The following is a 24,948-nucleotide window of genomic DNA, read 5'->3' on the forward strand; positions in this document are numbered from 1 at the left end:
CGCTCAGGCATCCTCCATCGCCGTGGTATCGCTATCGCAGTCCGCCTGCCCGGCAGTGCCCAGAAATGCAGCAATGACGCGCTCGTCGTTGCGCACGTCGGTCGGGGTGCCGCGTGCGATGCATTCGCCACAGTCCAGCACGGTGATGGCATCGCATAGCCCCATCACCAGGGCGATGTCGTGTTCGATCAGCAGCACGCTGTGGCCGTCTTGCCGAATCCGGGCGATCAGTTCGCGCAGGGCGCGTTTTTCGGATTCGTTCATTCCCGCAGCGGGTTCGTCGAGCGCGATCAGTGTGGGGCGGGTGGCCAGCGCGCGGGCGATTTCGAGCCTGCGTTGGTCGCCATAGCTCAGGGTGCGTGCCATGCGGTGCGCTTGGGCTGCCAGGCCCACGTACTCCAGCCATGCGAGCGCGGAGCGGGCAATATTGGCTTCTTCGCGCTGGAACGCTCGGGTGCGTAACAGGGCCGCGATGGCGCCACAGTGGGTGTGTGCGTGGCAGCCGACCATCACGTTTTCCAGCACAGTCATTTCTGCGAACAGGCGGATGTTCTGGAACGTCCGGGCAATGCCCACGCGGGCAACGGCATGGGCCGCCGTGGGGTGGTAGGGCTGGCCCAGGATGCGGAAAGCCCCGGCGTCAGGAGGATCGACCCCCGTGAGCACATTGAAGAACGTCGTTTTGCCCGCGCCATTGGGGCCGATCAGCCCATGCACCTGCCCCGGCAGCACCCGCAGATCTACCCCCCGCAGCGCATGCAGACCGCCAAAATGCTTGCAGACGCCCTGGGCATCCAATACTGGCGTGATGGCTGGCACGGCTTCTGGCGCGGTGGGCGGCGCCGAGCAATTCATCGTTCCTCCAGCGCGATGGCGCGCGAGGATGGCGTGGGCCATAGGCCGTGTGGACGTAGCAGCATGACGAGCACCATGGCCAGCGAAACGAGGAGTTGCCGCAGGATCGAGGCATCGAGGTGCCCGTTCGTCATTTGTTGCAAAGGGCCTGCAAGGTGGCGCAGTGCTTCCGGCAATGCCGATAGCACCACCGCGCCGAGCACGACCCCCGGCAAATGCCCGATGCCGCCGAAAACGACCATCGCCACGATCATGACGGATTCCATCAACGTGAACGATTCGGGCGAGACGAAGCCTTGCAATGCCGCAAACAGCGCGCCGGAAACGCCACCCAGGCTGGCGCCCACGGCAAAGGCTAGCAGTTTGAGCGCACGGGTGTCGATGCCGACGGATTGCGCGGCAAGCTCGTCTTCCCGAATCGCGACCCAGGCGCGGCCAATACGAGAAGCCAGCAGCCTGCGTGACAGCACTAGGCACAACAGCACGACGATCCCAAGCAAATAAAAGTATTGCGTGAGCGGCGGAACCGTCAGCCCCAGGATGTGCAAAGGCTGGCCCAAGTCATGCCCCAGGATCGAGAGGTTGTCGATGTTGGCGATGCCGCGTGGCCCGTTGGTGAGGTTGACGGGGTGATCAAGGTTGTTGAGGAAGATGCGAACGATTTCCCCGAAACCGAGGGTCACGATGGCGAGGTAATCGCCACGCAAGCGCAGCGTGGGCGCGCCGAGCAAAACGCCCATCCCCCCCGCCAAGACAAAGCTCAACGGCAGGACGACCCACCACGGGGTGTGGAGCCCATCGGGAAACAGCGTGGCCAGGCCGACGAGGCTTTGGGGGAGATGCGGGCTGGCAAGCAGCGCCTGGGTGTATGCGCCGATGGCAAAAAATGCGATGTACCCCAGATCAAGCAGCCCGGCAAAGCCCGCGACGATGTTCAGCCCCACGGCCAGCATCGTGTACAGCAGCGCCATATTGGCGACGCGAATCCACGCATTGCCCAGCTCGTGCAATACCCAAGGCAACGCCAGCAGGCCCAGCAGCCAGATCCAGCGGGAATTCCATCGAGGGAAGCAGGCAGGCATGGCCGGCAGTGTGCGGGCAGGTCACGCCCGTTCGGCGACACGTTCGCCGAGCAGCCCTTGCGGGCGCAGCGTCAGCACCGTGATGAGCACCAAAAACGCAAGCACGTCGGCATAGTGGCTGCCCATCCATCCGCCCGTCCACGTTCCCAGGTACCCCGCACCCATCGATTCGAGTAGGCCAAGCACCAAGCCCCCCACTACCGCCCCGGGGAGGTTGCCGATGCCCCCCAGCACCGCAGCAGTAAAGGCTTTCAGCCCCGGCAACAATCCCATTGAATGGTGCGCAACGCCGTAGTTGGAAGCCCAAAGTACCCCGGCGATGGCAGCAAGCACCGCGCCCAGCGCAAAGGTCAGCGCGATGACGCGGTCGGTGGGGATGCCCATCAGCATGGCAACGCGGGGGTTTTCCGCTGTGGCGCGCATGGCCCGGCCCAGGCGGGTTCCATGCACCAGCCAAGCCAGCGCGGCCAGCGATAGGGCGGTGACGGCAATCGTCAACAACTGCGTGGGGGAGACGACGGCATGGCCCGCGCCCAGGGAGAGGCCCAGCGGTTCGGTGGGAAGCAGCGAGGGGAAAGATTTGTATTCGGGCCGCCAGATGATCATGGCAAGGGTCTGCAACAGCATCGATACCCCCACGGCGGTGACGAGCGGAGCGAGGCGGGGACTGTTGCGCAGGGGGCGGTAAGCCAGGCGTTCGATGCCGATATTCAGCGCAGCGCAGCCCAGGCACGCAACGGATGTGGCGCAGCACAGCACCAGCCAACCGGGGGCGTCGGGCCATGTTGCGGTGAACCAGGCAATGCAAGTCCAACCCACCAGGGCGGCGACCATCATCAAATCACCATGGGCGAAATTGATCAGCCCGATGATGCCGTAGACCATCGTGTACCCCAGCGCGACAAGCGCATACATGCTACCCAGCACGAAGCCGTTGACGATTTGCTGAACGAAAGTGTCCAAACGAAAGGGGGAGAATGATCAGGAAAAAGGGGGAAAGGGAGCAAGGGGGAGAAAGACCGGGAACCAGGCCCGAATTCACCCACCCCGTACCCACATAGGAACCGTACCATCGCGACTTCTGTCGCTCTTACAACGAGAGCGGGAGTGTTAGGCTGAGGTCAGCGTGACGGAAGTTGCGAAGGATTTTCGACGGCGCTACAGCGGTGTGCATACCATTGCTCAGGGAGACAGTGACGGGGGGAGGGCGAAACATGTAGCAACCAAGAGGAAATCTGCTACGCAATGGCTACACACAATGCAGAGAAAAGCCAAAAATTGTAAGTGGCAGAATTTCCGACTCTCTGAGCGTCTGAGCGCGGCAAATCCAGGCAGGGGCAATCGCACCGCTATCGCCTCGTATATCACCTCGTATATCACCCCGGATATTGCGCTATTTCTTTTTGTACACCACCACCATCGCACCATGAAAATTGCCATTACCAGCCAAAACCGCAAAACGATCACCCCCCACGCCGGCAAATGCCGCAAATACTGGGTCTACGACATTTCGGAGACCAAAACGGTGGCGGGCAAGGAATTGATCGAACTATCGATGTCCGAAAGCCTGCACGCCATGGCGCACCAAACTGCCGCTGCGGTGCCGAGCATGTGGGACGGCGTGCAAGTCCTGATTGCAGGCAGCATGGGCCCCGGGCTGCAACAGCGCCTGCGCTGCCAAGGCATCGACGCCATCGTGACCTCCGAAACCGACCCCGACCGCGCCGTGGCAGCGTGGCTGGATGGCAGCTTGCCGGTGCTGGATGCGCGGGAGGAGCATGACCCTGACCACGGTCCTGATCACGATCACGGCCACGGCCACGGTTGCGGATGTGGCAACCAAGGGTGTCATACCCATGACCATGAACACCACGACCATCATGACCACGGAGGCGGCGCCTGTTCTTGTGGCGGGCAGCATGGTGGGGGGTGTGGGGGAAGAGGCGAGGGGAAAGGAAAGAATTGCTAAGGTGCAGGGCAGCAACGATCCAGAAGTGCCCAAAAAGGCGAAAGATGTGTTGGGCTGATGAACTCCGGTAGCGACATGCAGATTGTGCCAATGTCTTGTATTGATCAATAGATTTTTTTATACAAATATTATGGTGACAATTATTTCCGATCAATCATCCAGCCCCACATTGCCGATCATGCCTGCATTTATTGATGATCGTCCCGAGGGCGTATTTGTAAATCTGGAGAAATTGCCCTCGGAGTGGAATTTCCGCACCTTTGTCAATGATCTTTTTGCGCAGGGTTTCCGTTTTGAGGAGCTGGAGTATTCGTTATTTTTGAAATTGGCATACCCGGTCGAGCCATTGTCCAAGGAAGATAGTTTTCTGTTGCTGGCAAAAAAGATCGTTCCTTTTCCATCAGAACGCAAGGTGCTCTACAAGGAAGTGCGGGTGATGAACCATGGTGCGCATGCGGAATACATGTTCGAGCCTGTTTTCCTCGAACATACAGAAAAAGAACCGGTGTACGGAGAACCCGATGAAAACGGGGAAAAGCCGATCACGGGCTATGAAGAACAAGTGCATGCCGAGCCAACCCATCTCGACCTCGATGAATTCATTGCGGCAATGTGGATGAAAGGCGTGCGATACGGCATCGATATCCATGCCTTTGAGCCACGCACCGAGGCAAAAAATGCGCATCGCGCCGTGATTGCCCGGGAATTGCCACCCACGCCTGGGCGCGATGCAGAGCTGAAGGAAGAGTACAGCGAACTGCATCGTGACGATTCCCCTCTCATCAGGGCGGGTATTGCGGATCTTCGGCGGTTCAAAAATCGTTTCCCCCAAATCAGTGAGGGGCAGAAGATCGTCAGGAAAATTCCCCGCATATTGGGCAAGCCTGGCTATAGCATTACCGGGGACGTTTTGGAACCAATCGTTCCCAAAGACCTCAACATGAACCATGTTTCCGGCCCGGGAACCCAAGTGGAAGTGATCAATGGAGAGCAATATCTCCTCTCTACCATAGATGGTTTTCTCACGCTCGACGTCAAGACAAACCAAATATCTGTCACGGTCAAAATAGAAAATACGGAAGGAATCAGTACCAGGACGACGGGAGATTTGTATTTGACTGTCGAAGAGTTCATCGAGCATGGGGAAGTGCAGGAAGGCCGCGTGGTGGAAGGCAAAAACATGCGGTTCAGCTCGGGGGTTTTTGGGTCGCTGATCTCCGATGGCGGGAAGATTGTGATTGACGATAGTCTTGCCGGGGGCAGCGCAAAAAGTGACGGCGGAACCATTCAAATCAAAAAACGCGCGTCCAATTCGAACATCGAAGCGCTGGGTGGGAGCGTGGAAATCAATTATGCGGAAAATTGCTTCATCACTGCACAGACTGTGTACATCGGACATGCCATCAATTGCGACATCGTTGCCAGGGATTTGCGGATAGATATTTCGCAGGGATGTGCCATGGCGGGATGCAATGTCGATATCGGCGTTGCAGACATCCGCCGGGACAATATCACGCAGGTCACGATTTTCATTCCAGATATGGCGGATTTTCATCAGCGGAATGCAAAATACGATGCAGCGATGAAGGAAATTCAACTCGATATTGATGACAAGTTGGAAGAAATCAAGGCATTCAAATCGGAACCGGAATTTGCCAAGTTCCTTTCGCTGATGGAGATGATCCAGTCTGGCAAGATCAAGCTATCCCCAGCGCAGGAGCAGAATTTCAACCAGATGCAAAGAATGCAAAGGGGAAATATCAAGGGGTTGGAAAGGCTCGTTACCGAGAAAAACGCAATCGTTACCAGGCTGGCAGAAAAGCGGAAGGAATACGATGAGTTCAAAAAGATGCAGGAGGAGCTTTCTTCCGGGCGGGTATGCAAAATTGCCAAAGTGACCGGCAGCACGCTAGTACAACAAATGCAAACCCCGTATGGCATTGCCAAAATCGATGCACCGTCTACCAGGGAAATTCGCAATATTTTGCGTACCCGCACTGCCTCGCGCCTGCTCGTATTTGCCGATGATCGCGGTAGCGTGGCGTGGTCGTATGCTTCCCCATAGGCCGCCGCTCCTACAAGCAGCGTTTAGCCCTTCCCCGCTTCCCGATCCCACTTTTTGAGCAAAGCCAGCTTTTCCCCGATCTTGATTTCCAACCCCCTGGGTACTGGCCGATACCAGCTTGGCTCGGCCATGCCTTCGGGTAGGTAGCTTTCTCCGGCTGCATAGGCGTTGGGTTCATCGTGGGCATAGCGGTATGCATGTCCGTACCCCAGTTCTTTCATCAATTTGGTGGGGGCATTGCGCAGGTGGACCGGCACCTCACGGCTGGTATCTTCCTGCACGAAAGAGCGCGCCTGTTTGTAGGCCATATACCCGGCATTGCTTTTGGCTGCGACGGACAAATAAATCACCGCCTGCGCCAGGGCCAATTCGCCTTCGGGGCTTCCCAGTCTTTCGTAGGTCGATGCCGCATCGTTGGCGATCTGCATCGCACGCGGGTCGGCCAGGCCGATGTCCTCCCACGCCATGCGGACGATGCGTCGGGCCAGATACCGTGGATCCGCGCCGCCGTCGAGCATTCTGCACAGCCAGTACAGCGCGGCATCGGGGTTTGACCCGCGCACGGACTTGTGTAGCGCTGAAATCTGGTCGTAGAAGTGGTCCCCGCCTTTGTCGAAGCGTCGGCTGTTCAGCGTGAGCGCGTTGTGAACGAAGTCCGCACTGATTTTTCGGATTCCCTGGGCGTGCGCAGCCGTTTGGCATTGTTCGAACAGGTTGAGCAGTCTGCGGGCATCGCCGTCTGCGTAACCGATCAGCGTGTTGCGCGCAGGGTCTTCGAATTCGAGCGAATCGTTGGGCGCATCGTCGAAGGAAGCGGGCGCTTTGTCGATGGCACGTTGCAGCAGTTGCCGCAATTCGGCATCGGTCAACGGGTGCAGCACGTAGACCTGCGTGCGCGACAGCAACGCTGCATTCACTTCGAACGAAGGGTTTTCGGTTGTTGCGCCTACCAGCGTGACCAGCCCGTTCTCGGTGTAGGGAAGCAACGCATCCTGTTGCGATTTGTTGAACCGGTGGATTTCATCGACGAACAGAACCGTCCGTTTGCTTTGGGCCAGGTTTTGCTGGGCCTGTTCCATCGCAGCGCGAAGATCTTTGACACCGGAAAACACCGCAGAGAGTGCGATGAATGCGCAGTCGAACGCCGTGGCCATCAGCCGCGCCAGCGTCGTCTTGCCCACGCCAGGCGGCCCCCAGAAGATCATCGAGTGCGGTTTTCCCGATTGAAACGCCAACCGCAAAGGCTTTCCCTCTGCCAGCAGATGCGATTGCCCGATCACCTCATCCAGCGTTTGGGGGCGCAGGATTTCTGCCAGCGGGGCGTGGGGGTGGGCAGGGTGCGAAGGGGACATGGTTGTCAAAACGCATCCCGCCTTGCATCGGCTCAGGGGATGGTGAGCAAATCGATCGCCGATTCGAGATTGCGACGGATTGCATCCCAGGAAGGGGCAATGGGGATCACTGCCGTGGAGGAGGGGCCGGGCGCTTCGTATCCAGGCGCTGCGGCTCCCTCTTCGGCTTGCGCAGTCATCATCGCTTGGATTTGGTTGCGCGCACCGCAAATCGTGAACCCTTGCTGGTACAGCAGTTCGCGGATTCGGCGAATCATCAGCACTTCATGGTGCTGGTAGTACCGGCGGTTGCCCCGTCTTTTCATGGGCCGGAGCTGGGTGAATTCCTGCTCCCAATATCGGAGCACGTGGGGCTTGACCCCGCAGAGTTCGCTGGCTTCGCCGATGGTGAAGTAGCGTTTCGCCGGTATCGGGGGCAGGGTGTCGTCCATCCCGACGATTATGCAGAATGGTTGCCACGCAGGCGCGATCATCAACCCGTCGCTCTGACAACGTGTGGGGATGCGCGGTGCTGTTGGTCAGGTTTGTGGGAGCGACGGCAGCAGGCGTGATGGCCCGGGCAGGCAGCTATGGTTGCTGCTGAATCAGCTCTTTGAGCTTGGGGCTGGCGTGGAAGGTGACGACCCGCCGCGCAAGGATGTCTACCGATTCCCCGGTGCGGGGGTTCCTCCCCGGGCGGGGGGTTTTGGTGCGGAGCTTGAAATTGCCGAACCCACTGATCTTGACCTCTTGCCCTTGTGCAAGGCTTTGGAGGATGACATGGAAGAAGGTGTCAACCATGGCTTTGGATTCGGAGCGACTCAACCCAACGCGTTCGTAGAGCCGGTCAGCCATTTCAGCTTTGGTAAGCGCCGTATCGGAAGGGGCAACTGGGGTGGAAGACATGGGGGTGGGGGCGGGAGGTACTCGCAGTGGAGTGGGTGGCTGGGTGGCTATAGGGTTCTTAACGTGAAATACCTCAAAAATCATAGCGCCACTCTTGGGAGCGCGGGCATCTTGCCCGCATTTGGCGGGTGGGACACCCGCGCTCCCAGGGCGTATTTCATCATTTGGGGTGGCAAAACTGGCATGAAAGTTAGGTACGCAGATGGGCGCCGAGTTCGCGCTCCAAGTGCGACAAGATGGTAGCAACGGCAGCTTCGATGTCGGCGTCGGAGATGGCAACCCGGTCCGGCGTAAACGTGAGGCGAATCCCCATGCTCTTCTGGCGGCATGTTGCAGCAGGTGCAGCGTGCGCGGGGGTTGTGGACGGGGACGAAAGCGCACGGTATACGTCGAACAGCACGGCATCGCGCAAGGGGATGGTGCATGGTGCAGCGTGTACCGTCGCAAACAGGGCTTGGGCGGTGATGGATTCGTCGACCCACACGGCCACATCCCGCTCGACGGGGTGCAGTCGGGGAACCGGTACGAACCGTGGCACTGCGCGGCGCAGGACGAGGTCGAGGTCGATTTCGAAGAGCACGGGCGTTTGCGTCAGCCCATACGCCTGGCACCACTGGGGATGCAGCACCCCCACAACGCCGACATCGACTCCATCGCAGCGCAGTCGGGCACAGCGCCCAGGGTGCATCGCGGGGTGTTCCGCAGCGATGCATTCCAGCTTGCTCGACAGGGTTGTGGCAAGCAGGGATTCAAGATCGCCTTTGACATCATAAAAATCGACGGCACGTTGCGGACTGGCCCACTGCAAGGGATCGACGGGGCCACAAGCCAGCGCTGCCAAGCGCATGGGCTGTGCAAATCCGGCAACGGTTTGGAGGGTGTCGCCGACAGTGGGGTCATAGGCAAATACGCGCCCAATCTCAAAAACCCGTACCCGCTGAATTTTGCGTGCCTGGTTGCGTTGCTGCACATCGACGAGCGAGCCAAGCAGCGTGGAACGCAGCACGGATAGGTCGCTGGCGATGGGGTTGTGCAGCCGCACAGGGTTGGTGTTGCCGGCAAAGTCGCGTTCCCATTGTTCTGGGCAAAAGCTGAATTGCAGGACTTCCTGATACCCCAGCGCAGCCATGGCATGGCGCACGGTGTTGGCGCTGCGGGTGTTTTCCGGCCGCAATGTACCGACTGCGGGAGCGAGGGGAGGCGTCATCGGCAGGGTGTCGTAGCCAATGACGCGGGCGATTTCTTCGACGAGGTCTTCTTCGATGCGCAAGTCGAAGCGATGGGGGGGAACCTGGACGTCGATGCGGTCTTCGTAAGGGGTCGGCTCCAACCCCAGGCTGCGCAGGGCTGTCAGGCATTGCTGTGGCGATAACGCTACGCCAAGGATTTTGCTGGCGCGCGCCACCCGCATCGAGACTGTGGTCTCGACCGGCATCGCAACGCGGTGGTCGTCGATGGGGCCGACGGTGGTTTGCGGAGTGCCACAGATATCCAGGATGAGCTGGGTGATGCGTTCCAGGTGCGCACGGGTGAGGCTGGGGTCGACCCCGCGCTCGAAGCGGTGCGCGGCTTCGGAAGTGAGGCGCAGTGCGCGGGCGCGCCCGGCAATGGCGGCGGGGTGCCAGAACGCGGCTTCGATGTAGATATTGCGCGTGTCGTCGCCCACGGCACTGTGGCTGCCGCCCATGATGCCGGCGAGCGCCTGAATTCCTGCACTGTCTGCGATGACGCCGATGTGGGGATCGATTGCCGCTGTGGCGCCATGCAATAGCGAGGCGACTTCCCCCGAACGGCCCCAGCGTACTTCGAGGCCGTCGCGGAGCGTGTCGAGGTCGAAGACGTGCGAAGGCTGGCCGGATTCGAGCATCACGTAGTTGGAGATGTCGACCAAGGCGGAAATACTGCGTTGGCCGCAACGGCGCAGCCGTTCGCGCATCCACCATGGCGTTGGCGCGCGGGCATCGACGTTGCGGACGATCCTTCCGCAAAAGCGTCCACACAAGTCGGCGGCGGTCACTGTCAGCGGCAGGATGTCTGGAATCGTCGGGGCGACTTCGGGGAATACCCGTGGAGTCAGGGGTGCCTGGGTCAGCGCGGACAGTTCGCGCGCAACGCCGTGGACGCTGAGGCAGTGGGCCAGGTTCGGGGTGAGCTTGATCGTGAGCAGGGCGTCGTCCATGTGCAGGATCGTGCGCACATCCACGCCAAGCTGTGCATCGTCGGGCAGTTCCAACAGGCCTGCGTTGTCGCTGCCCAAGCCCAATTCATGCGCGGAGCAAAGCATGCCTTCGCTGGCCACGTCACCAAACCGTTGCGTTCGCACCACCAAGGGGTCTGTCGCTGCGGCTGTAGTCAGCGTGGCGCCGAGCGTGGCCAGCGGAACCTTGATTCCAGGCCGCGCATTGGGAGCGCCGCACACCACGGTGCATGGGCGCCCGGTTCCGGCATCGACCTGGCATACCCGCAGGCGATCTTGCCCAGGCAGCACGCTTGCGCTATCGATGCGTGCGACGACCACTCCGCAGGGCATGGCTGCGGGGGCGATGTCTTCGACCTCAATGCCCGCCATGGTCAGTGCATCGGCAAGCTGTGCGGTATCCATGGATGGGTTGCACCACTGGCGCAACCAGGATTCGGGGAATTGCATCGTCGGGTTGGGTAGGGGGCGATAGTGGAAAGGATGCCGGGCGGGAAGGACGCAGGGCGTATGCAGCGCTACAGGTTTCGAGCAATGGCCTGCGAGGGCGGAATGGCGAGCGTCAGCGGGGTGGCGAACGTCAGCGGAACTGCGAGAGGAACCGCAGGTCGGCATCGAAAAACATGCGCAAATCGTTGATGCCGTAGCGCAACATCGTTAGCCGATCCGGGCCCATGCCAAAGGCAAAGCCGATGTAGCGTTCGGGGTCAAGCCCCATGTTGCGAACGACGTTGGGATGTACCTGCCCGGCACCCGCCACTTCCAGCCACCGGCCAGCGAGGGGGCCATCGGCAAAGCGGATATCGACTTCCGCGCTGGGTTCCGTGAAGGGGAAGAAGCTGGGGCGAAAGCGCAGCGCGACGTCTTCCGATTCAAAAAATGTTCGGCAGAAGTGCGTGAAGGTGTACCGCAGGTCTTTGAAGCTGACGCTGTCTCCGATCCATAGCCCCTCGCACTGGTGGAACATCGGCGAGTGGGTGGCGTCGCTGTCCACCCGATAGGTACGGCCCGGAGCAATGACCCGAATGTCGGGCATCGGCCCGCTGTACAGCGCGTCGGGGGGCGTAGGAGAAGGCGAATCAGGAGGCGAATCAGCAGACGAATCGGAAGGCGTGTTGCCATGGGGCCGGGCATAGCGCCGGACGTGCTGCATCGCATGACGAATCTGGATCGGGCTGGTGTGGGTACGCAGCAGACAAGGCAGGGTATCCGCGCCCCCTTCGACATAGAAGGTGTCGTGCATCGAGCGGGCAGGGTGATCCGGCGGGGTGTTGAGCGCAGTGAAGTTGAACCAGTCTGTCTCGATTTCAGGCCCTTGGGCGACTTCAAAGCCGAGGGTCGAGAAGTAGGCCTCGATCCGCTCGATGGTGAGCGAAACCGGGTGCAATCCCCCAGGCGTGCGTGTACGGCCAGGCAGGGTGACGTCGAGGGCTTCGACACGCAGGCGCTCGTACAGGGCTTGCTGTGCAAGCGCTTGCCGACGATCCTGCAAACATTGTTCGATGGCGCGTTTGGCCTCGTTGATCGTGGCGCCACGGCGTTTGCGCTCTTCGAGCGGAAGAGCGCCCAGCCCTTGCATGCAAAGGGTGATCTGGCCGGATTTGCCGAGGTACGCAGCCTTGACGTTTTCGACCTCGGCAGCAGTGCGTGCCTGGGCAAAAGCTTGGCGTGCTTCCTCGACGATGGCTTGCAGTGCATCCATGGTGGGAAGGGGAAGAACCCTGGGGGCGGAGGTGGAACCAGAAGAGGGCACCCCTCTCCTGGCTTGGTCCACTATGTCCGTCGATGTCGCAAGCGATGTCAGGCTTGCGCCAGTTTTGCGCGTACCTGTTCGACGATGCCGGAGAAGGCAGCCATATCGCTGATGGCCAATTCGCTGAGCACTTTGCGGTCGATCTCAATGGCCGCTTTTTTGAGGCCATCAGCCAGTTGGCTGTAGGTCATCCCGCATTGGCGGGCAGCAGCGTTGATCCGGGCGATCCAGAGTTGGCGGAAGACACGTTTCTTGGCGCGGCGGTCGCGGTAGGCGTATTGCCCCGCTTTCATCACCGCTTCCTTGGCTACGCGGAACACGTTGCCACGACGACCCCGGTACCCCTTGGCCTGGGCAAGAACCTTCTTGTGGCGCGCACGCGCCGTTACCCCACGTTTGACACGAGACATATATACCTCCTAGTACGTCGTTGCTTTAGAGACCATAGCCGGGGAGCATGTCTGCCACCCGCTGCAAATCGGTCTCGTGAACCAGGGTAGCGCCGCGAAGCTGGCGCTTGGTCTTGGTCGTTTTCTTGGTCAGGATATGGCGTTTGAAAGCCTGCGCACGTTTGACGGTGCCACCTGGACGAACGCGGAATCGTTTTTTTGCCGCACTTTTGGTTTTCATTTTGGGCATGAATATGCTCCTGGAACACAAGCCTTCGAGGCGTCTGCAACAAACTCGCAGCCTTGATGGCCTCGGGCTTCAATAACGGCGGGCGACCTGCTGCCGTAAAAAAGAAGGGAAATGTCAAGAAGCTGTAACCGGTTTGGTCACGACTTTCTTTCTGCTTGGGGCGATCATCATCACCATTTGCCTGCCTTCAAGCCGGGGAAACTGTTCGACGAGGATCAAATCGCCCAGCTCTTCCCGGATTCGTTGCAATAACGCCATCCCCAATTCCTGGTGGGTGATTTCTCGACCCCGAAAACGCAGGGTGATCTTGCATTTGTCGCCTTCTGAAAGGAAGCGGCGAATGTTGCGCATCTTGATCTGGTAATCCCCATCATCGGTACCCGGTCGGAATTTGATCTCCTTGATCTCGATGACAGTCTGCTTGGCTTTGGCTTCCGCAGCTTTTTTCTGTTCCTGGTACTTGAACTTGCCATAGTCCACCAGACGACAGACAGGGGGAACGGCCACGGGAGAAATTTCGACGAGATCGACGTCGAGGTCCCCGGCCTTTTTCATGGCGTCAACGATGCTGAAAACTCCCAAAGGCTCGTTGTCGAGGCCAATGAGCCGCACTTCCGAGGCAGTGATTTCCCGGTTGAGGCGGTGTTTGCGCTCTTCGCGCTGACGGCGGTCACGAATTTCGGTAGCGATGACGAGATCCTTCCTTCAAAGTCCAATGGAGAGCCGCTCTGCCACCCACTAGGGGATGGGGCGCGACTTGCGCGCGACGTCGAGAGCGAGACGACGAGCCAGCTCGTCTACAGACATAACGCCGAGGTTTTGCCCGCCACGAGCACGCACTGAGACCGTTGCATCGGAGACTTCCCGATCCCCCACGACGAGGAGATAAGGCACCTTCTGCACGGAATGGGCGCGAATTTTATAGGTGATCTTGTCTTTGCCCGGGTCCGTTTCAGCGCGAAAGCCTTGACTGCACAACGCTTGGCAAACTTGCTGCGCGTAGGCGACGTGGGCATCGGTAACGGACAGGATGACAGCCTGCACAGGGGCCAGCCATACGGGCAGGGCACCGGCGGTTTCTTCGATCAGGATGCCGATGAAGCGCTCCAGACTGCCGACGATTGCACGGTGCAGCATGACGGGGAAGTGGCGTGCGCCGTCTTCGCCGACATATTCGGCGCCGAGGCGTTCGGGCATAAAAAAGTCCACCTGGATCGTTCCGCACTGCCAGGGGCGGCCCAGCGCGTCGCGCAGCGTGTATTCGATCTTGGGGCCATAAAAGGCGCCTTCGCCGGGGGAGATGTCGAAAGCCCGTCCACAAGAACGAAGGCTGTCGAGCAGGGCTTGTTCCGCCTTGTCCCAGCTTGCATCGCTGCCGATCCGCTTGTCGGGGCGGGTTGCGACTTTGTAGAGGATGTCGGTGAATCCGAAGTCTGCATAGACCTCTTGCAGCAATGCCGTGAAGGCTGCGCATTCCTGCTGGATTTGGTCTTCCGTGCAGAAGATGTGGCCGTCGTCTTGCGTAAAGCCGCGCACGCGCATGATGCCGTGCAGCCCGCCAGACGGCTCGTTGCGGTGGCATTGGCCGAATTCCCCATAACGCAGGGGCAAGTCCCGGTAGCTTTTGACACCTTGCTTATAGATCAGGATGTGGCCGGGGCAGTTCATCGGTTTGAGCGCGTATTCGCGCTTTTCCGATTCCGTGATGAACATGTTTTCCCGGTATTTGTCCCAGTGTCCCGTTTTCTCCCACAGCGATTTGTCAAGGATTTGGGGCCCTTTGACTTCGCGGTAGCCGTTGTGGCGGTACACCTGCCGCATGTACTGTTCCACGCATTGCCACAGCACCCATCCCTTGGCGTGCCAGAACACCAGGCCGGGGGCAGATTCTTCCTGGTGGAAGAGGTCTAGCTCGCGCCCCAGCTTGCGGTGGTCGCGCTTCTCGGCCTCTTCGAGCATGTGCAGGTATTGGTGGAGCGCTTCCTTGCTCGGCCACGCGGTGCCGTAGATGCGCTGGAGCATCGCGTTGCGGTGGTCGCCACGCCAGTAGGCCCCGGCCACCTTCATCAGCTTGAAGTGGCGCAGTCGGCCCGTGTTGGGCGCGTGCGGGCCACGGCACAGGTCCTCGAAGGCGCCTTCGCGGTACAGGCTCACGATCTCCCCTTCGGGAATGGCGCGGATGAGTTCGACTTTGTAGTGCTCGCCTTGGCTTTGGAATACCGCGATAGCCTCGTCACGTGGCAGCACGCGGCGTACTACAGCCTCGTTTTTGGCTGCAAGTTCGGCCATGCGGCGTTCGATGGCGGTCAGATCTTCGGGCGTGAAAGGCCGTTCGAAGGCAAAGTCGTAATAGAAACCGTTCTCAATCATCGGGCCGATGGTGACCTGGGCGTGCGGAAACAGATCCTTGACTGCGTAAGCCAGCAGATGCGCCGTCGAGTGGCGCAGGATGTCCAGCCCTTGGGGATCCGTTTCGCGAACGAAGGCAAGGGTGGCGTCGGCATCCAGCAGGTGGCAGAGGTCGACGAGCCGATCCCCGACCTGGGCCGCGATGACGTCGGCGGGCTGCGCTGTGTCGGCAGCAACGGTGGCCGCCGTTACGGGGCCTGGGTACGAACGCACGGAACCATCGGGGAAACGGAGACAAACCATGACGAATGGGAAAGGGGAATTGCGCAGACCACGCAAAAGAGAGAAGCCACCGCAGTGGCCCCTCCAAGACAGCCCCGCTATCGCGACTGCCGTCGCTCCTATAACGGGAGCAGAACCGTTGCGTGGGGCAGACGGGCCGAGGCGATGAATGCTGGGGAAGGAATCTACAGCATTAGGCGCGTTTAGGCGCGTAGTGCTCGTAGGGCGCTTAGTTGCGGGATTGATCGACGAGCTTGTTTTTGGCGATCCACGGCATCATCGCACGCAGGGATTCGCCGACTTTTTCAATCGGATGCTCGGCCATCAGCCGCCTGCGGCTGCGCAATACGGGGGCGCCGGCCTGGTTTTCCAGCATGAAGCTCTTGGCGTATTCCCCGGACTGGATGTCGCGCAGACATTGGCGCATGGCCTCGCGAGACGCCTGGGTGACGACCTTGGGGCCGGTGACGTACTCGCCGTATTCGGCGTTGTTCGAGATGGAGTAATTCATGTTGCCGATGCCGCCTTCGTAGATCATGTCGACGATCAGCTTAAGCTCGTGCAGGCATTCAAAGTAGGCCATTTCTGGTGCGTATCCGGCTTCGATGAGGGTCTCGAACCCGGTCTTGATGAGCTCGACGGTTCCTCCGCAGAGCACGGCCTGTTCGCCAAAGAGATCAGTTTCGGTCTCTTCGCGGAACGTCGTTTCGATGATCCCGGCGCGCCCGCCGCCGTTGGCCATGGCGTAACTTAGCGCCAACTGCAGGGCATTGCCGCTGCGATCCTGATGGACGGCGATGAGATGGGGAACCCCGCCACCCTGGGCATAGGTGCCGCGCACGGTATGGCCTGGCGCCTTGGGGGCGACCATCCAGACGTCGAGGTCGGCACGGGGCACGACGAAGCCGTAATGGACATTGAAGCCGTGCGCGAACACCAACGATGCACCCTGGCGGATGTGCGGTTCCACGTCTTTGGCGTAGACGCTGGCGATTTGTTCGTCGGGCAGCAACATCATGACTACATCCGCAGTGCGGGCGGCTTCGGCCACGTCGACGACTTGCAGCCCGGCCTTTTCGACTTTGGCCCACGATGCACCGCCCTTGCGCAGGCCGACGACCACGGGCACGCCGCTGTCATGCAGGTTTTGCGCGTGCGCATGGCCTTGGCTGCCGTAGCCGATGATGGCGACCTTCTTCGAACGAATCAGGTCGAGATTGCAATCTTTGTCGTAAAACACTTTCACTGTGAACTCCTGAATGAATTCCTGAGGGGATTTATGGGGTTGTTTTTTGGGGGTGTTGTGGGGTGGATCGTTTGCCGTGTTCACACCCGCAGGATGCGTTCCCCACGGCCAATGCCACAAGCGCCCGTACGCACTGTTTCGAGAACGACCCCGGATTCGAGGGCGTCGAGGAAGGCGTCGTTCTTGCTTTTGTCCCCGGTCAGCTCGATGGTGTAGCTCTTGTCGGTCACGTCGATGATACGTCCCCGGAAGATGTCGGCCATGCGCTTCATTTCCTCGCGCTCCTTGCCGATGGCGCGCACCTTGACCATCATCAACTCACGCTCGATGTAGCCCCCTTCGGTGAGGTCGACGACCTTGATGACTTCGATGAGGCGGTTGAGATGCTTGGTGATTTGTTCGATGACTTCGTCAGAACCTGTCGTTTGGATGGTCATCCGCGAGAGGCTGGGATCCTCTGTCGGCGCCACAGTCAGCGACTCAATGTTGAAGGCACGGGCAGAAAACAGCCCGACGACACGAGAAAGCGCCCCGGCTTCGTTTTCCAGGAGCACGGCGATGATGTGTTTCATGATGGTTTCCGTGGGAGGTCAGTAGTCTTCGGAACTCCGCAGCATTTCCGTGATTCCCTTGCCGGCTTGCACCATCGGGAACACGTTTTCCGTGGGGTCGGTGCGGAAGTCGAGGAACACCGTCCGATTCTTGAGGCTGCGTGCCTCGCGCAAGGCTGGCTCCACATCTTTGGCGTGGTCAATGCGCATTCCGACGTGCCCATAAGCCTGCGCCAATTTGACGAAGTCCGGGAGCGCGTCCATGTAGCTGTGGCTGTAGCGCCCGCCGTGTTCAATCTCCTGCCACTGGCGCACCATACCGAGGTAGCGGTTGTTGAGCAAGACGATCTTGATCGGCAAGCCATGTTGCAGGCAAGTCGAAAGCTCCTGGATGCACATCTGCACGGAACCTTCTCCAGTGATGCAGAACACGTCGTTGTCGGGCCGGGCCAGCTTCACACCCATGGCGAAAGGAATTCCCACACCCATCGTTCCCAAACCGCCGGAGCTGATCCAGTGCCGGGGATCGCGGAAGCGGAGGTACTGGGCTGCCCACATCTGGTGCTGGCCGACGTCGGTGGTGATGTAGACGTCGTCGTCTTTCGTCAACTTTTGCAGTGTCTCAAGGACGTACTGGGGCTTGATGATGTCCCCATCGCCATGGTCATAGCGCAGGCAATTGCAGGCGCGCCATTCCGCGATGGTGCTCCACCACGCTTGCAGTGCAGCGGAGTCGATGCGCTGGGGGGATTCCCGCAAGAGCGCCAGCATGTCGATGAGCACTTCTCGGATGTCGCCGACGATCGGGATGTCGACCCGCACGCGCTTGGAAATGCTCGAAGGGTCGATGTCGATGTGGATGATCTTGCGTTCGTTTTGCGCGAAATGCTTGGGGTTGCCGATCACCCGATCGTCGAAACGTGCGCCAATCGCCAGCAGCACGTCGCAATGCTGCATGGCATTGTTGGCTTCGACCGTTCCATGCATACCGGGCATACCGAGGAAGCGGTGGTCATTGCCAGGAATGGCGCCCAGCCCCATGAGCGTGCTGGTGCCAGGGCAACCGAGCAAATCCAAGAGTTGGCGCAGCTCTGCCGTAGCGTTGCTGTGGATCACTCCACCGCCGGTGTACACGTAAGGCCGTTTGGCCGACAGCAGCAGTTGGACGGCTTTGCGAATCTGCCCCGCGTGCCCTTTGTGGACGGGGTTGTACGAGCGCATCTCCACGGCATCCGGGTACCCTTTGTAGGGCACTTTGCGGAAGGAAACGTCTTTCGGAATATCGACGACGACAGGCCCAGGTCGGCCACTGCGTGCGATATGGAAGGCCTTTTTCATGACCATGCCGAGTTCGCGCGTATCCTTGACCAAGAAGTTGTGCTTGACAACGGGGCGGGTGATGCCGACGGTGTCGCATTCCTGGAATGCGTCGAGGCCAATCGCGGGGGTCGGAACTTGCCCGCTGACGACGACGAGGGGCGTACTGTCCATGTACGCCGTGGCGATGCCTGTGACGGCATTGGTCGATCCAGGGCCGGAAGTGACGAATGCCACGCCGACCTCTCCAGTGGCCCGTGCATAGGCATCGGCGGCATGGACGGCAGCTTGTTCATGCCGCACCAAAAAATGGCGGATCGAGTGTTGTTTGAAAAACGCGTCGTAAATGTGGAGGACGGCGCCGCCGGGGTAGCCCCAGACGTATTTCACGCCCTCACGCTGCAAAGCGTCGATGAGGATTTCCGCACCGCGCAGTTCTATGCCAGCCGTGTCTGTCACAGCCGTTTCCGCAACAGCCGTGGTGGACGTTGCAGTGGTTGCGGTGGGGTCGTGGGGGGGGAGGGCGCCAGAAGAGGCGCAGGGAGAAGTAGAGGAAGAATCCATGATTTGAACCGGAAAGAATTTCTTGCAGGAAATGCCTTGGGTGCTTCTTCGCCAGCGCTTGTGGCGCCGCGTCGAAACTTGGGGCCGGAGCCATGTGCGCTCTGGTTGATGCGCAAAGCCCAGACCCGTTTGGACGGATAGCGCAACGATTATGGCACTGTGGTCGCCAGTAGCGCCTGGGTTTTGTTGTGATTCGTGCAAATAGCCGATTTCATGGATCAATATATTCAGAATATATATTATTGAAAAGGCTATTATTCAGGAGTAAACAAACCATCGCGTAGCGACGGAAATATCGAAAAGAATGAAGAACTGTTTTTTGAATTCAAGAATGAAAACCATTGTTACATGCATGAAAAAATTGCTGGTATGGCTCGCACCACCAGTATTTGCCGGTGATGAAGAGAAAACGCGCCAAGCAAGGCTTGCAAATATCATTGGTTTGGGTAGCCTGGCTTTTATCTGTATTGTCATAGTAGGCAATGCGACCGACGATACCGTGCCCCACCTTACCCAGATCATCAATTTGATTGCATGTTTCGTGATCTTGCAATTCTTGATCTGTCTCCATCGTGGCAAGGTGACACTGGCGCGTTTGGGAATGATTCTTTTTGGATTTTTCTACATTGTTATGGTGACTGCCAGCTTGGGAACCATTTATTCTTCTGCAACACCCGTCTTCACCTTCTGGGTGCTGATGACTGGGGTTTTGTTCGATCTTCGTGGCATTGTGTTGGGGTCGGTTGGGGCATCGCTTGCTGTGTTGGGGTTGATGTTGGCCGAACAGGCACATTGGATGCCTATGCCTTCCACGACAGTCAGCGTGTCGGATTGGATTGCGTACACGATTTTGTTTGCTTTCACGGGCGGATTAACGTATTACATCAATCTGGGAACCAAAAGAGCTTTGGTCCGTGCCAAGACGGAGATTACACAACGCAAAATAGCAGAAGTCCAGCTTCAAGCGACGAAAGACAAGCTGCACGGGATGCTCAATGCATTGCCTGAACCATTATGGGAAATCAGCCTGGATGGGGTGGTGCATGATTACCGGTCTCCGTGCAGCGACCATGGGGCGGCACTACCAGAGAATATATTGGGAAAGCGACTCTGCGACTTCTTGCCAACCGATGCAGTCGAACAAGTGACTACCGCTTTGCAGGAGGCTGCGCACAAAGGTCAGTCTTGCGGCATCACGTACACGCTGCAACTGCCACAAGGCACACGGTGGTTTGAACTGTCTGTCGCAGCCAAACCGGGTTGCGACAAGCAAGATCAACGCTTTATCTGCTTGGTACGTGACACTACCCGGAGACAGCAGGCCGAAGATGCCCTGTTGGTCAGCGAAGCGCGGTACCGGCTTTTGGCAGACGTTGCCCGCGACGTTATCTGGAGCGTGAACGGCGATGGTTTGTTGACCTTCGTCAGTCCGGCGTCAGAAACCGTATTGGGCTATGCGCCCGCAGCATTGCAGCACCAGACGATGGATGCGATGTTTGCGCCCGCATCGTTGGATTTCTGGAGAGACTATGTGCAACAGGTACAGCTTGATCACAAAACAGGGAAATCTCCCAAGAGTCTTCGACGGGAAATGGAATGTTTTTGCAAGGATGGATCGACTATCTGGACAGATGTTACGGCGCATCCGACGTTCCACAAAACCGGTCTGGTGGAAGTCATCGGCGTATCCCGCGACATTACTGAGCATAAACGGATGGTGTGCGAGTTACAACATGCGCGTGATGCGGCGGAATCCGCAAACCGAGCCTTGCAAGGGGCTTACGAAGAATTGTCGAGGATTGCTATTACCGACCCCTTGACCGGTGTGTACAACCGGCGGCAATTCATCAAGATAGCCCAGATGGAAATAGCACAGGTGCATCGCTACCAAACGACTGTGTCCATGCTGCTCTTTGACATTGATCACTTCAAGTCAATCAATGACACCTATGGCCACCTGACCGGAGACCGTATTCTGGTTGAACTCGCCAAATTGGTTTCCGCAGCACTCAGACAGGTGGATGTGCTAGCGCGTTGGGGTGGGGAAGAATTTGTCGTCATCATGCCGCAATGTGGTGCGCCAGAGGCCATCCAATTGGCGGAGAAACTCCGCATCCTGATCGCAACACATCCGTTTCCAGAAGTGCGTACTGTGACGGTCAGTCTGGGGGTGGCCGAGTGCAATCCCGAAGAGCATTGGGATGCCTGGTTCAAGCGGGTTGACCAGGCACTGTATAGGGCCAAGTCCAGCGGGCGCAATATGGTTTGCCTAGCCTTCGAGTAATATCTGCCGGTTTTTTTTCCATAAAGGATGTCTTTGGCCACCGCTGCGGAACTCTCGGATTTTTTGCAGAGCATCGAGAAACGGGCCTTCAAGCGCGCCGTGTACCACGTCGGCAACGATGAGGTAGCGCTGGACATCGTCCAGGACAGCATGATGAGGCTTGCAGAGCACTACGGCGACAAGCCCGTTGGCGAGCTGCTCCTGCTATTTCAGCGCATCCTTGGCAATGCGATCATGGACTGGTTTCGTCGCCAGAGCGTACAAAAGTCCGTGTTCGCTTCGCTGGACGATCTGCTCGACGATAGTGGGGACGCAGATTGCGACGTGCTGGACTCTTTGCACGTCGCCCAGTCTTCCTGGGTTTTCGAGAACCCCCAGGACAATGCGGAGCGGATGCAGACGCTGCAATGCATCGAGCGGGAAATATCCCTTTTGCCCCCCCGTCAACGCGAGGCCTTTTTGTTGCGTTACTGGGAAGAGCTTGATGTTCGGGAAACCGCTGCTGCCATGGGATGTTCCGAGGGTAGTGTCAAAGTGCATTGCTCCCGTGCCGTACAGGCTTTGCTGCGATCTCTCCTTGGCAAAGGAATGCAATCATGAGTCTGACCAAAAGTCCTACCAAAATTTCTGCAGCAACTTCTGCCAAGCGCGACGCAGCGTTAGATCAGTTTGCCCGTCGGCTTTGTGTTGCGCTCGATGAGACTACGGAGGACGTGCCGTACGACGTGGCAGAACGTTTGCGTGCCGCTCGGGTGCGCGCCGTGGAGGTCCGCAAGCATCGGGTGCGCGCTGTGTTGCCTCGCTCATGGGGCCACAACGGCTCTGCCACGCTATCCATGCACGAGGGGGATGAAGGGGGCCGGCATTCCCCTTGGTGGGCGCGGGCTGCCTTCGCGGGCTGGTTGCTCGCTGTGCTGGTGGGGCTGTTTGCGATCAGTGCAGTGCAATACGAAGTGGGGGTGCTGGAGTTGGCGGAGCTGGATACCGCCATCCTGACCGACGATCTTCCCCCTGCGGCCTATGTCGACGTTGGCTTCGCCCAGTTTTTGCAGCTCCAACATGTTCGGGAACCTTGAATTGATAGTCTTGACCACGACAAAGTTCGGGGATATGGGGGTGGCGAATGTTGGCGTGGGGGGCGCTGCTGCGTGGATTGCTGCCTTGTTGCTGTGTGGGGGGAGCGTTTGGGCACTGGATGCGGCATCTGCCCCCACAGTCACAGTACATCCTCGCACGGGGGGCTTGCCAGTGGTTGCGCGTTCCCGAACCGCTGACCCCGTAGATCTGTTGGGTACGGCATTACCGCGGGTGTTCTCTGCGACCGACTGGGCATCGCTCACCCCAGAGCAGCGCGTCGCTTTGCGTCCGCTGGCAGCGGTATGGAAAGATTTGGGTTCCGTGCAGCGTCGCAAATGGATCACCTTGGGATCCCATTTCGCGCAGATGACACCCGAGGAACAGGCCAAGTTGCATGCCCGCATGACCCAGTGGGTGGCGCTGACCCCCCAACAACGCGAAGATGCGAGGCGCCGCTATGCGCAGGTTCGGCGCACCATGCCAGCCGCGCAGCGTAGCGAGCTGTGGGCGACGTACCAAGCCCTCAGCCCGGAGGAAAAGCAACGGTTTGCCAAGCAATTTGCGCAGAAATCGCAGGCCCGATCCGCCCGCGCTCCAAGGGCCATGCAGCCTGGCGCCGTCTCCTCCGTTTCCCTGCCCCGTATGCCCGGTGCATCCGGCGTCGTTCTCAGTGTGGGCAGTGGACAGTCGTCGCGGGCGAGTGCGCCGACAGCATCCGCCTCCATCCCTGCCTCTGCATCGTCCTCTGCGCCGGTCACTGCTGCATCGGCAATCCAGCCTCCTGTCGGCGCCGCTTCCACAGTGGGGGTACCGTCCGGGGTCGATGGTTCCAAGGCTTTTGCTGCGTTGCCTCTTCCTGCTGCATCTTCGGCTGCATCCTCGTCCGTAACCCCGTTTGCCATCCCGGGGATGGTTCGCTAGGAGCCTATTTCAGTAGGCAGGCGAGGCGCTGGGCGTGCCGGGCGAGTTGTTCGCGTACCCGATTGGGGGCAGTGCCGCCGACGGTGTGCCGAGATTCGAGCGCGCCGCGCAGGGAAATCGCCGTATAGACATCTTCCTGAATGTGCGGGTGCAGGCTTTGCAAGCGTTCCAGGGGCCATTCGCACAGGTCGGTGTTGGTGGCGATGGCTTCCCGCACGGCCCGAGCAACGATTTCGTGCGCATCGCGGAAAGGTAGCCCCTTGCGGACGAGGTAGTCGGCCAGATCGGTAGCGGTGGAAAAACCCACGCGCGCAGCCGATGCCATGGCTGCACTGCACAGTTGCAATCCCCCTTCCTTGTGACCAGTCTGTGGGTCGATTTGGCCGCCGATCATCTCGGCAAAGATGCGCAAGGTGTTCCAGAGCGTATCGACCGTGTCGAACAGGGGTTCCTTGTCTTCCTGGTTGTCTTTGTTGTAGGCCAAGGGTTGGCCTTTCATCAGCATCAGCAGGCCCATGAGATGGCCAACCACGCGGCCCGTCTTGCCGCGTGCAAGCTCGGCAACATCAGGGTTCTTTTTCTGCGGCATGATCGAGCTGCCGGTGGTGAAGCGGTCGGCAATCCGCACGAAGCCAAATTGCTGGCTCGTCCACAGCACCAATTCTTCGCTGAACCGGCTCAGATGCACCATGCACAGGCTGGCGCTGGCAGTGAATTCGATGGCAAAGTCCCTGTCGCTGACGGCGTCGATGGAGTTCTGGCAGAGCTGGGGGCACCCTTGTTCGTCGACCATTCCCAGGGTGCAAGCCACACGTTCGCGGTCCAGGGGGTAGCTGGTCCCAGCCAGGGCAGCAGCGCCCAGGGGCAAGTGGTTTGTGCGGCGGCGGACTTCGCGCAAGCGCTGGGTGTCGCGGTCGAACATCTCGACGTAGGCCAGCAAGTGGTGTGCAAAGCTCACCGGCTGCGCTACTTGCAGGTGGGTAAAGCCGGGCAGGATCACATCGACATGCTCTGCGGCGACCTCGACCAGCGCGCGTTGCAACGCTGCCAGCGCCAAGATCAGCTTGTCGATTTCGGCGCGTAGCCAGAGCCGCACGTCGGTCGCGACCTGGTCGTTGCGCGATCGCCCGGTATGCAGGCGTTTGCCTGCGTCCCCCACGAGCGCCGTCAGCCGCGCTTCGAGGTTGAGGTGTACGTCTTCGAGCTCCCACTTCCAGACGAAGCTGCCGGACTCGATTTCCTGGGTGATCGTCTCCATGCCACGGCAGATGTCTGCGTAATCCTGGGGGCAGAGGATTCCCTGGTGGCAAAGCATTTCCGCGTGCGCAAGGCTGGCGGCGATGTCCACCTTCCACAGCCGTTGGTCGAAAGAGACGCTGGCCGTGTAGCGTTGTACGCATTCGTGCATGGGTTCGGAGAACAGGGCAGACCAGGCTTGTTGCTTGTGGTCGAACTGGTTGGATGGCATGGTGGATGCAAGTGGGAAGGCCGCAGGGTGCGACGGGGCGAGGGAATGTACAACGCAGGTTGGCTACAGGGCCTGATGTTGTCCGCAGAGTG

The 24,948-nt window shown here is 59.4% G+C and carries 22 protein-coding genes; 6 read left to right on the forward strand and 16 right to left on the reverse strand.

Annotated elements, in window-relative coordinates:
- Positions 1-3: 3 nt before the first annotated feature.
- Genes CENROD_RS00400 through CENROD_RS00410 form a run of 3 tightly spaced genes read right to left on the reverse strand, consistent with a single transcriptional unit; the run spans position 4 to position 2,900 of the window.
- Positions 4-855 carry an ABC transporter ATP-binding protein gene (locus CENROD_RS00400; RefSeq protein ID WP_022771064.1) on the reverse strand — a complete coding sequence of 284 codons (852 nt, stop codon included), beginning with the start codon at positions 853-855 and terminating at the stop codon, positions 4-6.
- Positions 852-1,937, reverse strand: a complete 1,086-nt coding sequence (locus CENROD_RS00405) for a branched-chain amino acid ABC transporter permease (RefSeq protein WP_022771065.1) — start codon at positions 1,935-1,937, stop codon at positions 852-854. Before CENROD_RS00405 ends, CENROD_RS00400 begins: the two co-directional genes overlap by 4 nt.
- 21 nt (positions 1,938-1,958) lie before the next feature.
- On the reverse strand, positions 1,959-2,900 hold the full coding sequence (locus tag CENROD_RS00410) for a branched-chain amino acid ABC transporter permease (RefSeq protein ID WP_022771066.1): 942 nt from the start codon (positions 2,898-2,900) through the stop codon (positions 1,959-1,961).
- Positions 2,901-3,363: 463 nt separating this feature from the next.
- Between CENROD_RS00410 and CENROD_RS00415 the strand changes: the two genes are divergently transcribed.
- Both CENROD_RS00415 and CENROD_RS00420 read left to right on the forward strand, forming a co-directional pair.
- A complete protein-coding gene (locus CENROD_RS00415) occupies positions 3,364-3,906 on the forward strand; it encodes a NifB/NifX family molybdenum-iron cluster-binding protein (protein WP_051360256.1) in 543 nt (180 codons plus the stop codon).
- Positions 3,907-4,084: 178 nt separating this feature from the next.
- Positions 4,085-5,971, forward strand: coding sequence for a flagellar assembly protein A (locus tag CENROD_RS00420; protein ID WP_041193144.1), 1,887 nt, complete (start codon positions 4,085-4,087; stop codon positions 5,969-5,971).
- 23 nt (positions 5,972-5,994) lie between these two features.
- Here the strand turns inward: CENROD_RS00420 and CENROD_RS00425 are convergent, their stop codons facing one another.
- From CENROD_RS00425 to CENROD_RS00480, 12 genes are all read right to left on the reverse strand, one after another.
- Complete coding sequence (locus CENROD_RS00425) at positions 5,995-7,323, reverse strand: replication-associated recombination protein A (RefSeq protein ID WP_022771069.1); 1,329 nt, start codon at positions 7,321-7,323, stop codon at positions 5,995-5,997.
- A gap of 32 nt (positions 7,324-7,355) precedes the next feature.
- Complete coding sequence (locus tag CENROD_RS00430; protein WP_022771070.1) at positions 7,356-7,754, reverse strand: MerR family transcriptional regulator; 399 nt, start codon at positions 7,752-7,754, stop codon at positions 7,356-7,358.
- A gap of 136 nt (positions 7,755-7,890) precedes the next feature.
- Entirely contained in the window at positions 7,891-8,208 is a 318-nt protein-coding gene (locus tag CENROD_RS00435) for an integration host factor subunit alpha (protein ID WP_022771071.1), read from the reverse strand.
- Positions 8,209-8,398: 190 nt separating this feature from the next.
- The gene (gene pheT / locus CENROD_RS00440) at positions 8,399-10,855 is read right to left on the reverse strand and encodes a phenylalanine--tRNA ligase subunit beta (RefSeq protein WP_022771072.1); all 2,457 of its coding nucleotides are present in this window, start codon (positions 10,853-10,855) and stop codon (positions 8,399-8,401) included.
- 130 nt (positions 10,856-10,985) lie between these two features.
- On the reverse strand, positions 10,986-12,107 hold the full coding sequence (locus tag CENROD_RS00445; protein WP_022771073.1) for a phenylalanine--tRNA ligase subunit alpha: 1,122 nt from the start codon (positions 12,105-12,107) through the stop codon (positions 10,986-10,988).
- Between the two features lie 98 nt (positions 12,108-12,205).
- A complete protein-coding gene (gene rplT / locus CENROD_RS00450) occupies positions 12,206-12,568 on the reverse strand; it encodes a 50S ribosomal protein L20 (RefSeq protein ID WP_022771074.1) in 363 nt (120 codons plus the stop codon).
- Between the two features lie 25 nt (positions 12,569-12,593).
- Positions 12,594-12,797 carry a 50S ribosomal protein L35 gene (gene rpmI / locus CENROD_RS00455; RefSeq protein ID WP_022771075.1) on the reverse strand — a complete coding sequence of 68 codons (204 nt, stop codon included), beginning with the start codon at positions 12,795-12,797 and terminating at the stop codon, positions 12,594-12,596.
- Positions 12,798-12,911: 114 nt separating this feature from the next.
- Positions 12,912-13,475, reverse strand: a complete 564-nt coding sequence (gene infC / locus CENROD_RS00460) for a translation initiation factor IF-3 (protein WP_420795910.1) — start codon at positions 13,473-13,475, stop codon at positions 12,912-12,914.
- A gap of 60 nt (positions 13,476-13,535) precedes the next feature.
- Complete coding sequence (gene thrS, locus CENROD_RS00465; protein ID WP_022771077.1) at positions 13,536-15,449, reverse strand: threonine--tRNA ligase; 1,914 nt, start codon at positions 15,447-15,449, stop codon at positions 13,536-13,538.
- Positions 15,450-15,657: 208 nt separating this feature from the next.
- The gene (gene ilvC / locus CENROD_RS00470) at positions 15,658-16,674 is read right to left on the reverse strand and encodes a ketol-acid reductoisomerase (protein WP_022771079.1); all 1,017 of its coding nucleotides are present in this window, start codon (positions 16,672-16,674) and stop codon (positions 15,658-15,660) included.
- Between the two features lie 80 nt (positions 16,675-16,754).
- The gene (gene ilvN / locus CENROD_RS00475; protein ID WP_022771080.1) at positions 16,755-17,246 is read right to left on the reverse strand and encodes an acetolactate synthase small subunit; all 492 of its coding nucleotides are present in this window, start codon (positions 17,244-17,246) and stop codon (positions 16,755-16,757) included.
- Positions 17,247-17,264: 18 nt separating this feature from the next.
- On the reverse strand, positions 17,265-19,106 hold the full coding sequence (locus tag CENROD_RS00480; protein ID WP_022771081.1) for an acetolactate synthase 3 catalytic subunit: 1,842 nt from the start codon (positions 19,104-19,106) through the stop codon (positions 17,265-17,267).
- A 304-nt stretch (positions 19,107-19,410) separates the two neighbouring features.
- On the opposite strand from CENROD_RS00480, the gene CENROD_RS00485 reads away from it, so the two are divergent.
- The 4 genes from CENROD_RS00485 to CENROD_RS12230 are packed head-to-tail and all read left to right on the forward strand — an operon-like array spanning position 19,411 to position 23,388.
- A complete protein-coding gene (locus CENROD_RS00485; RefSeq protein WP_081699769.1) occupies positions 19,411-21,390 on the forward strand; it encodes a diguanylate cyclase in 1,980 nt (659 codons plus the stop codon).
- 33 nt (positions 21,391-21,423) lie between these two features.
- Positions 21,424-21,990 (forward strand): RNA polymerase sigma factor, encoded by a 567-nt coding sequence (locus CENROD_RS00490; RefSeq protein WP_041193675.1) that lies wholly within the window; start codon positions 21,424-21,426, stop codon positions 21,988-21,990.
- Positions 21,987-22,466, forward strand: a complete 480-nt coding sequence (locus tag CENROD_RS00495) for a DUF3619 family protein (RefSeq protein WP_022771084.1) — start codon at positions 21,987-21,989, stop codon at positions 22,464-22,466. The genes CENROD_RS00490 and CENROD_RS00495 overlap by 4 nt, the downstream gene beginning before the upstream one ends.
- Before the next feature lie 10 nt (positions 22,467-22,476).
- Entirely contained in the window at positions 22,477-23,388 is a 912-nt protein-coding gene (locus tag CENROD_RS12230) for a DUF3106 domain-containing protein (RefSeq protein ID WP_187292313.1), read from the forward strand.
- 4 nt (positions 23,389-23,392) lie between these two features.
- On the opposite strand, the gene argH is transcribed toward CENROD_RS12230, so the two are convergent.
- Entirely contained in the window at positions 23,393-24,856 is a 1,464-nt protein-coding gene (argH, locus tag CENROD_RS00505) for an argininosuccinate lyase (RefSeq protein ID WP_022771086.1), read from the reverse strand.
- Positions 24,857-24,948: the final 92 nt, after the last annotated feature.

It is taken from the genome of Candidatus Symbiobacter mobilis CR (assembly GCF_000477435.1).
In the GTDB taxonomy this organism is placed as follows: Bacteria; Pseudomonadota; Gammaproteobacteria; order Burkholderiales; family Burkholderiaceae_C; genus Rhodoferax; species Rhodoferax mobilis.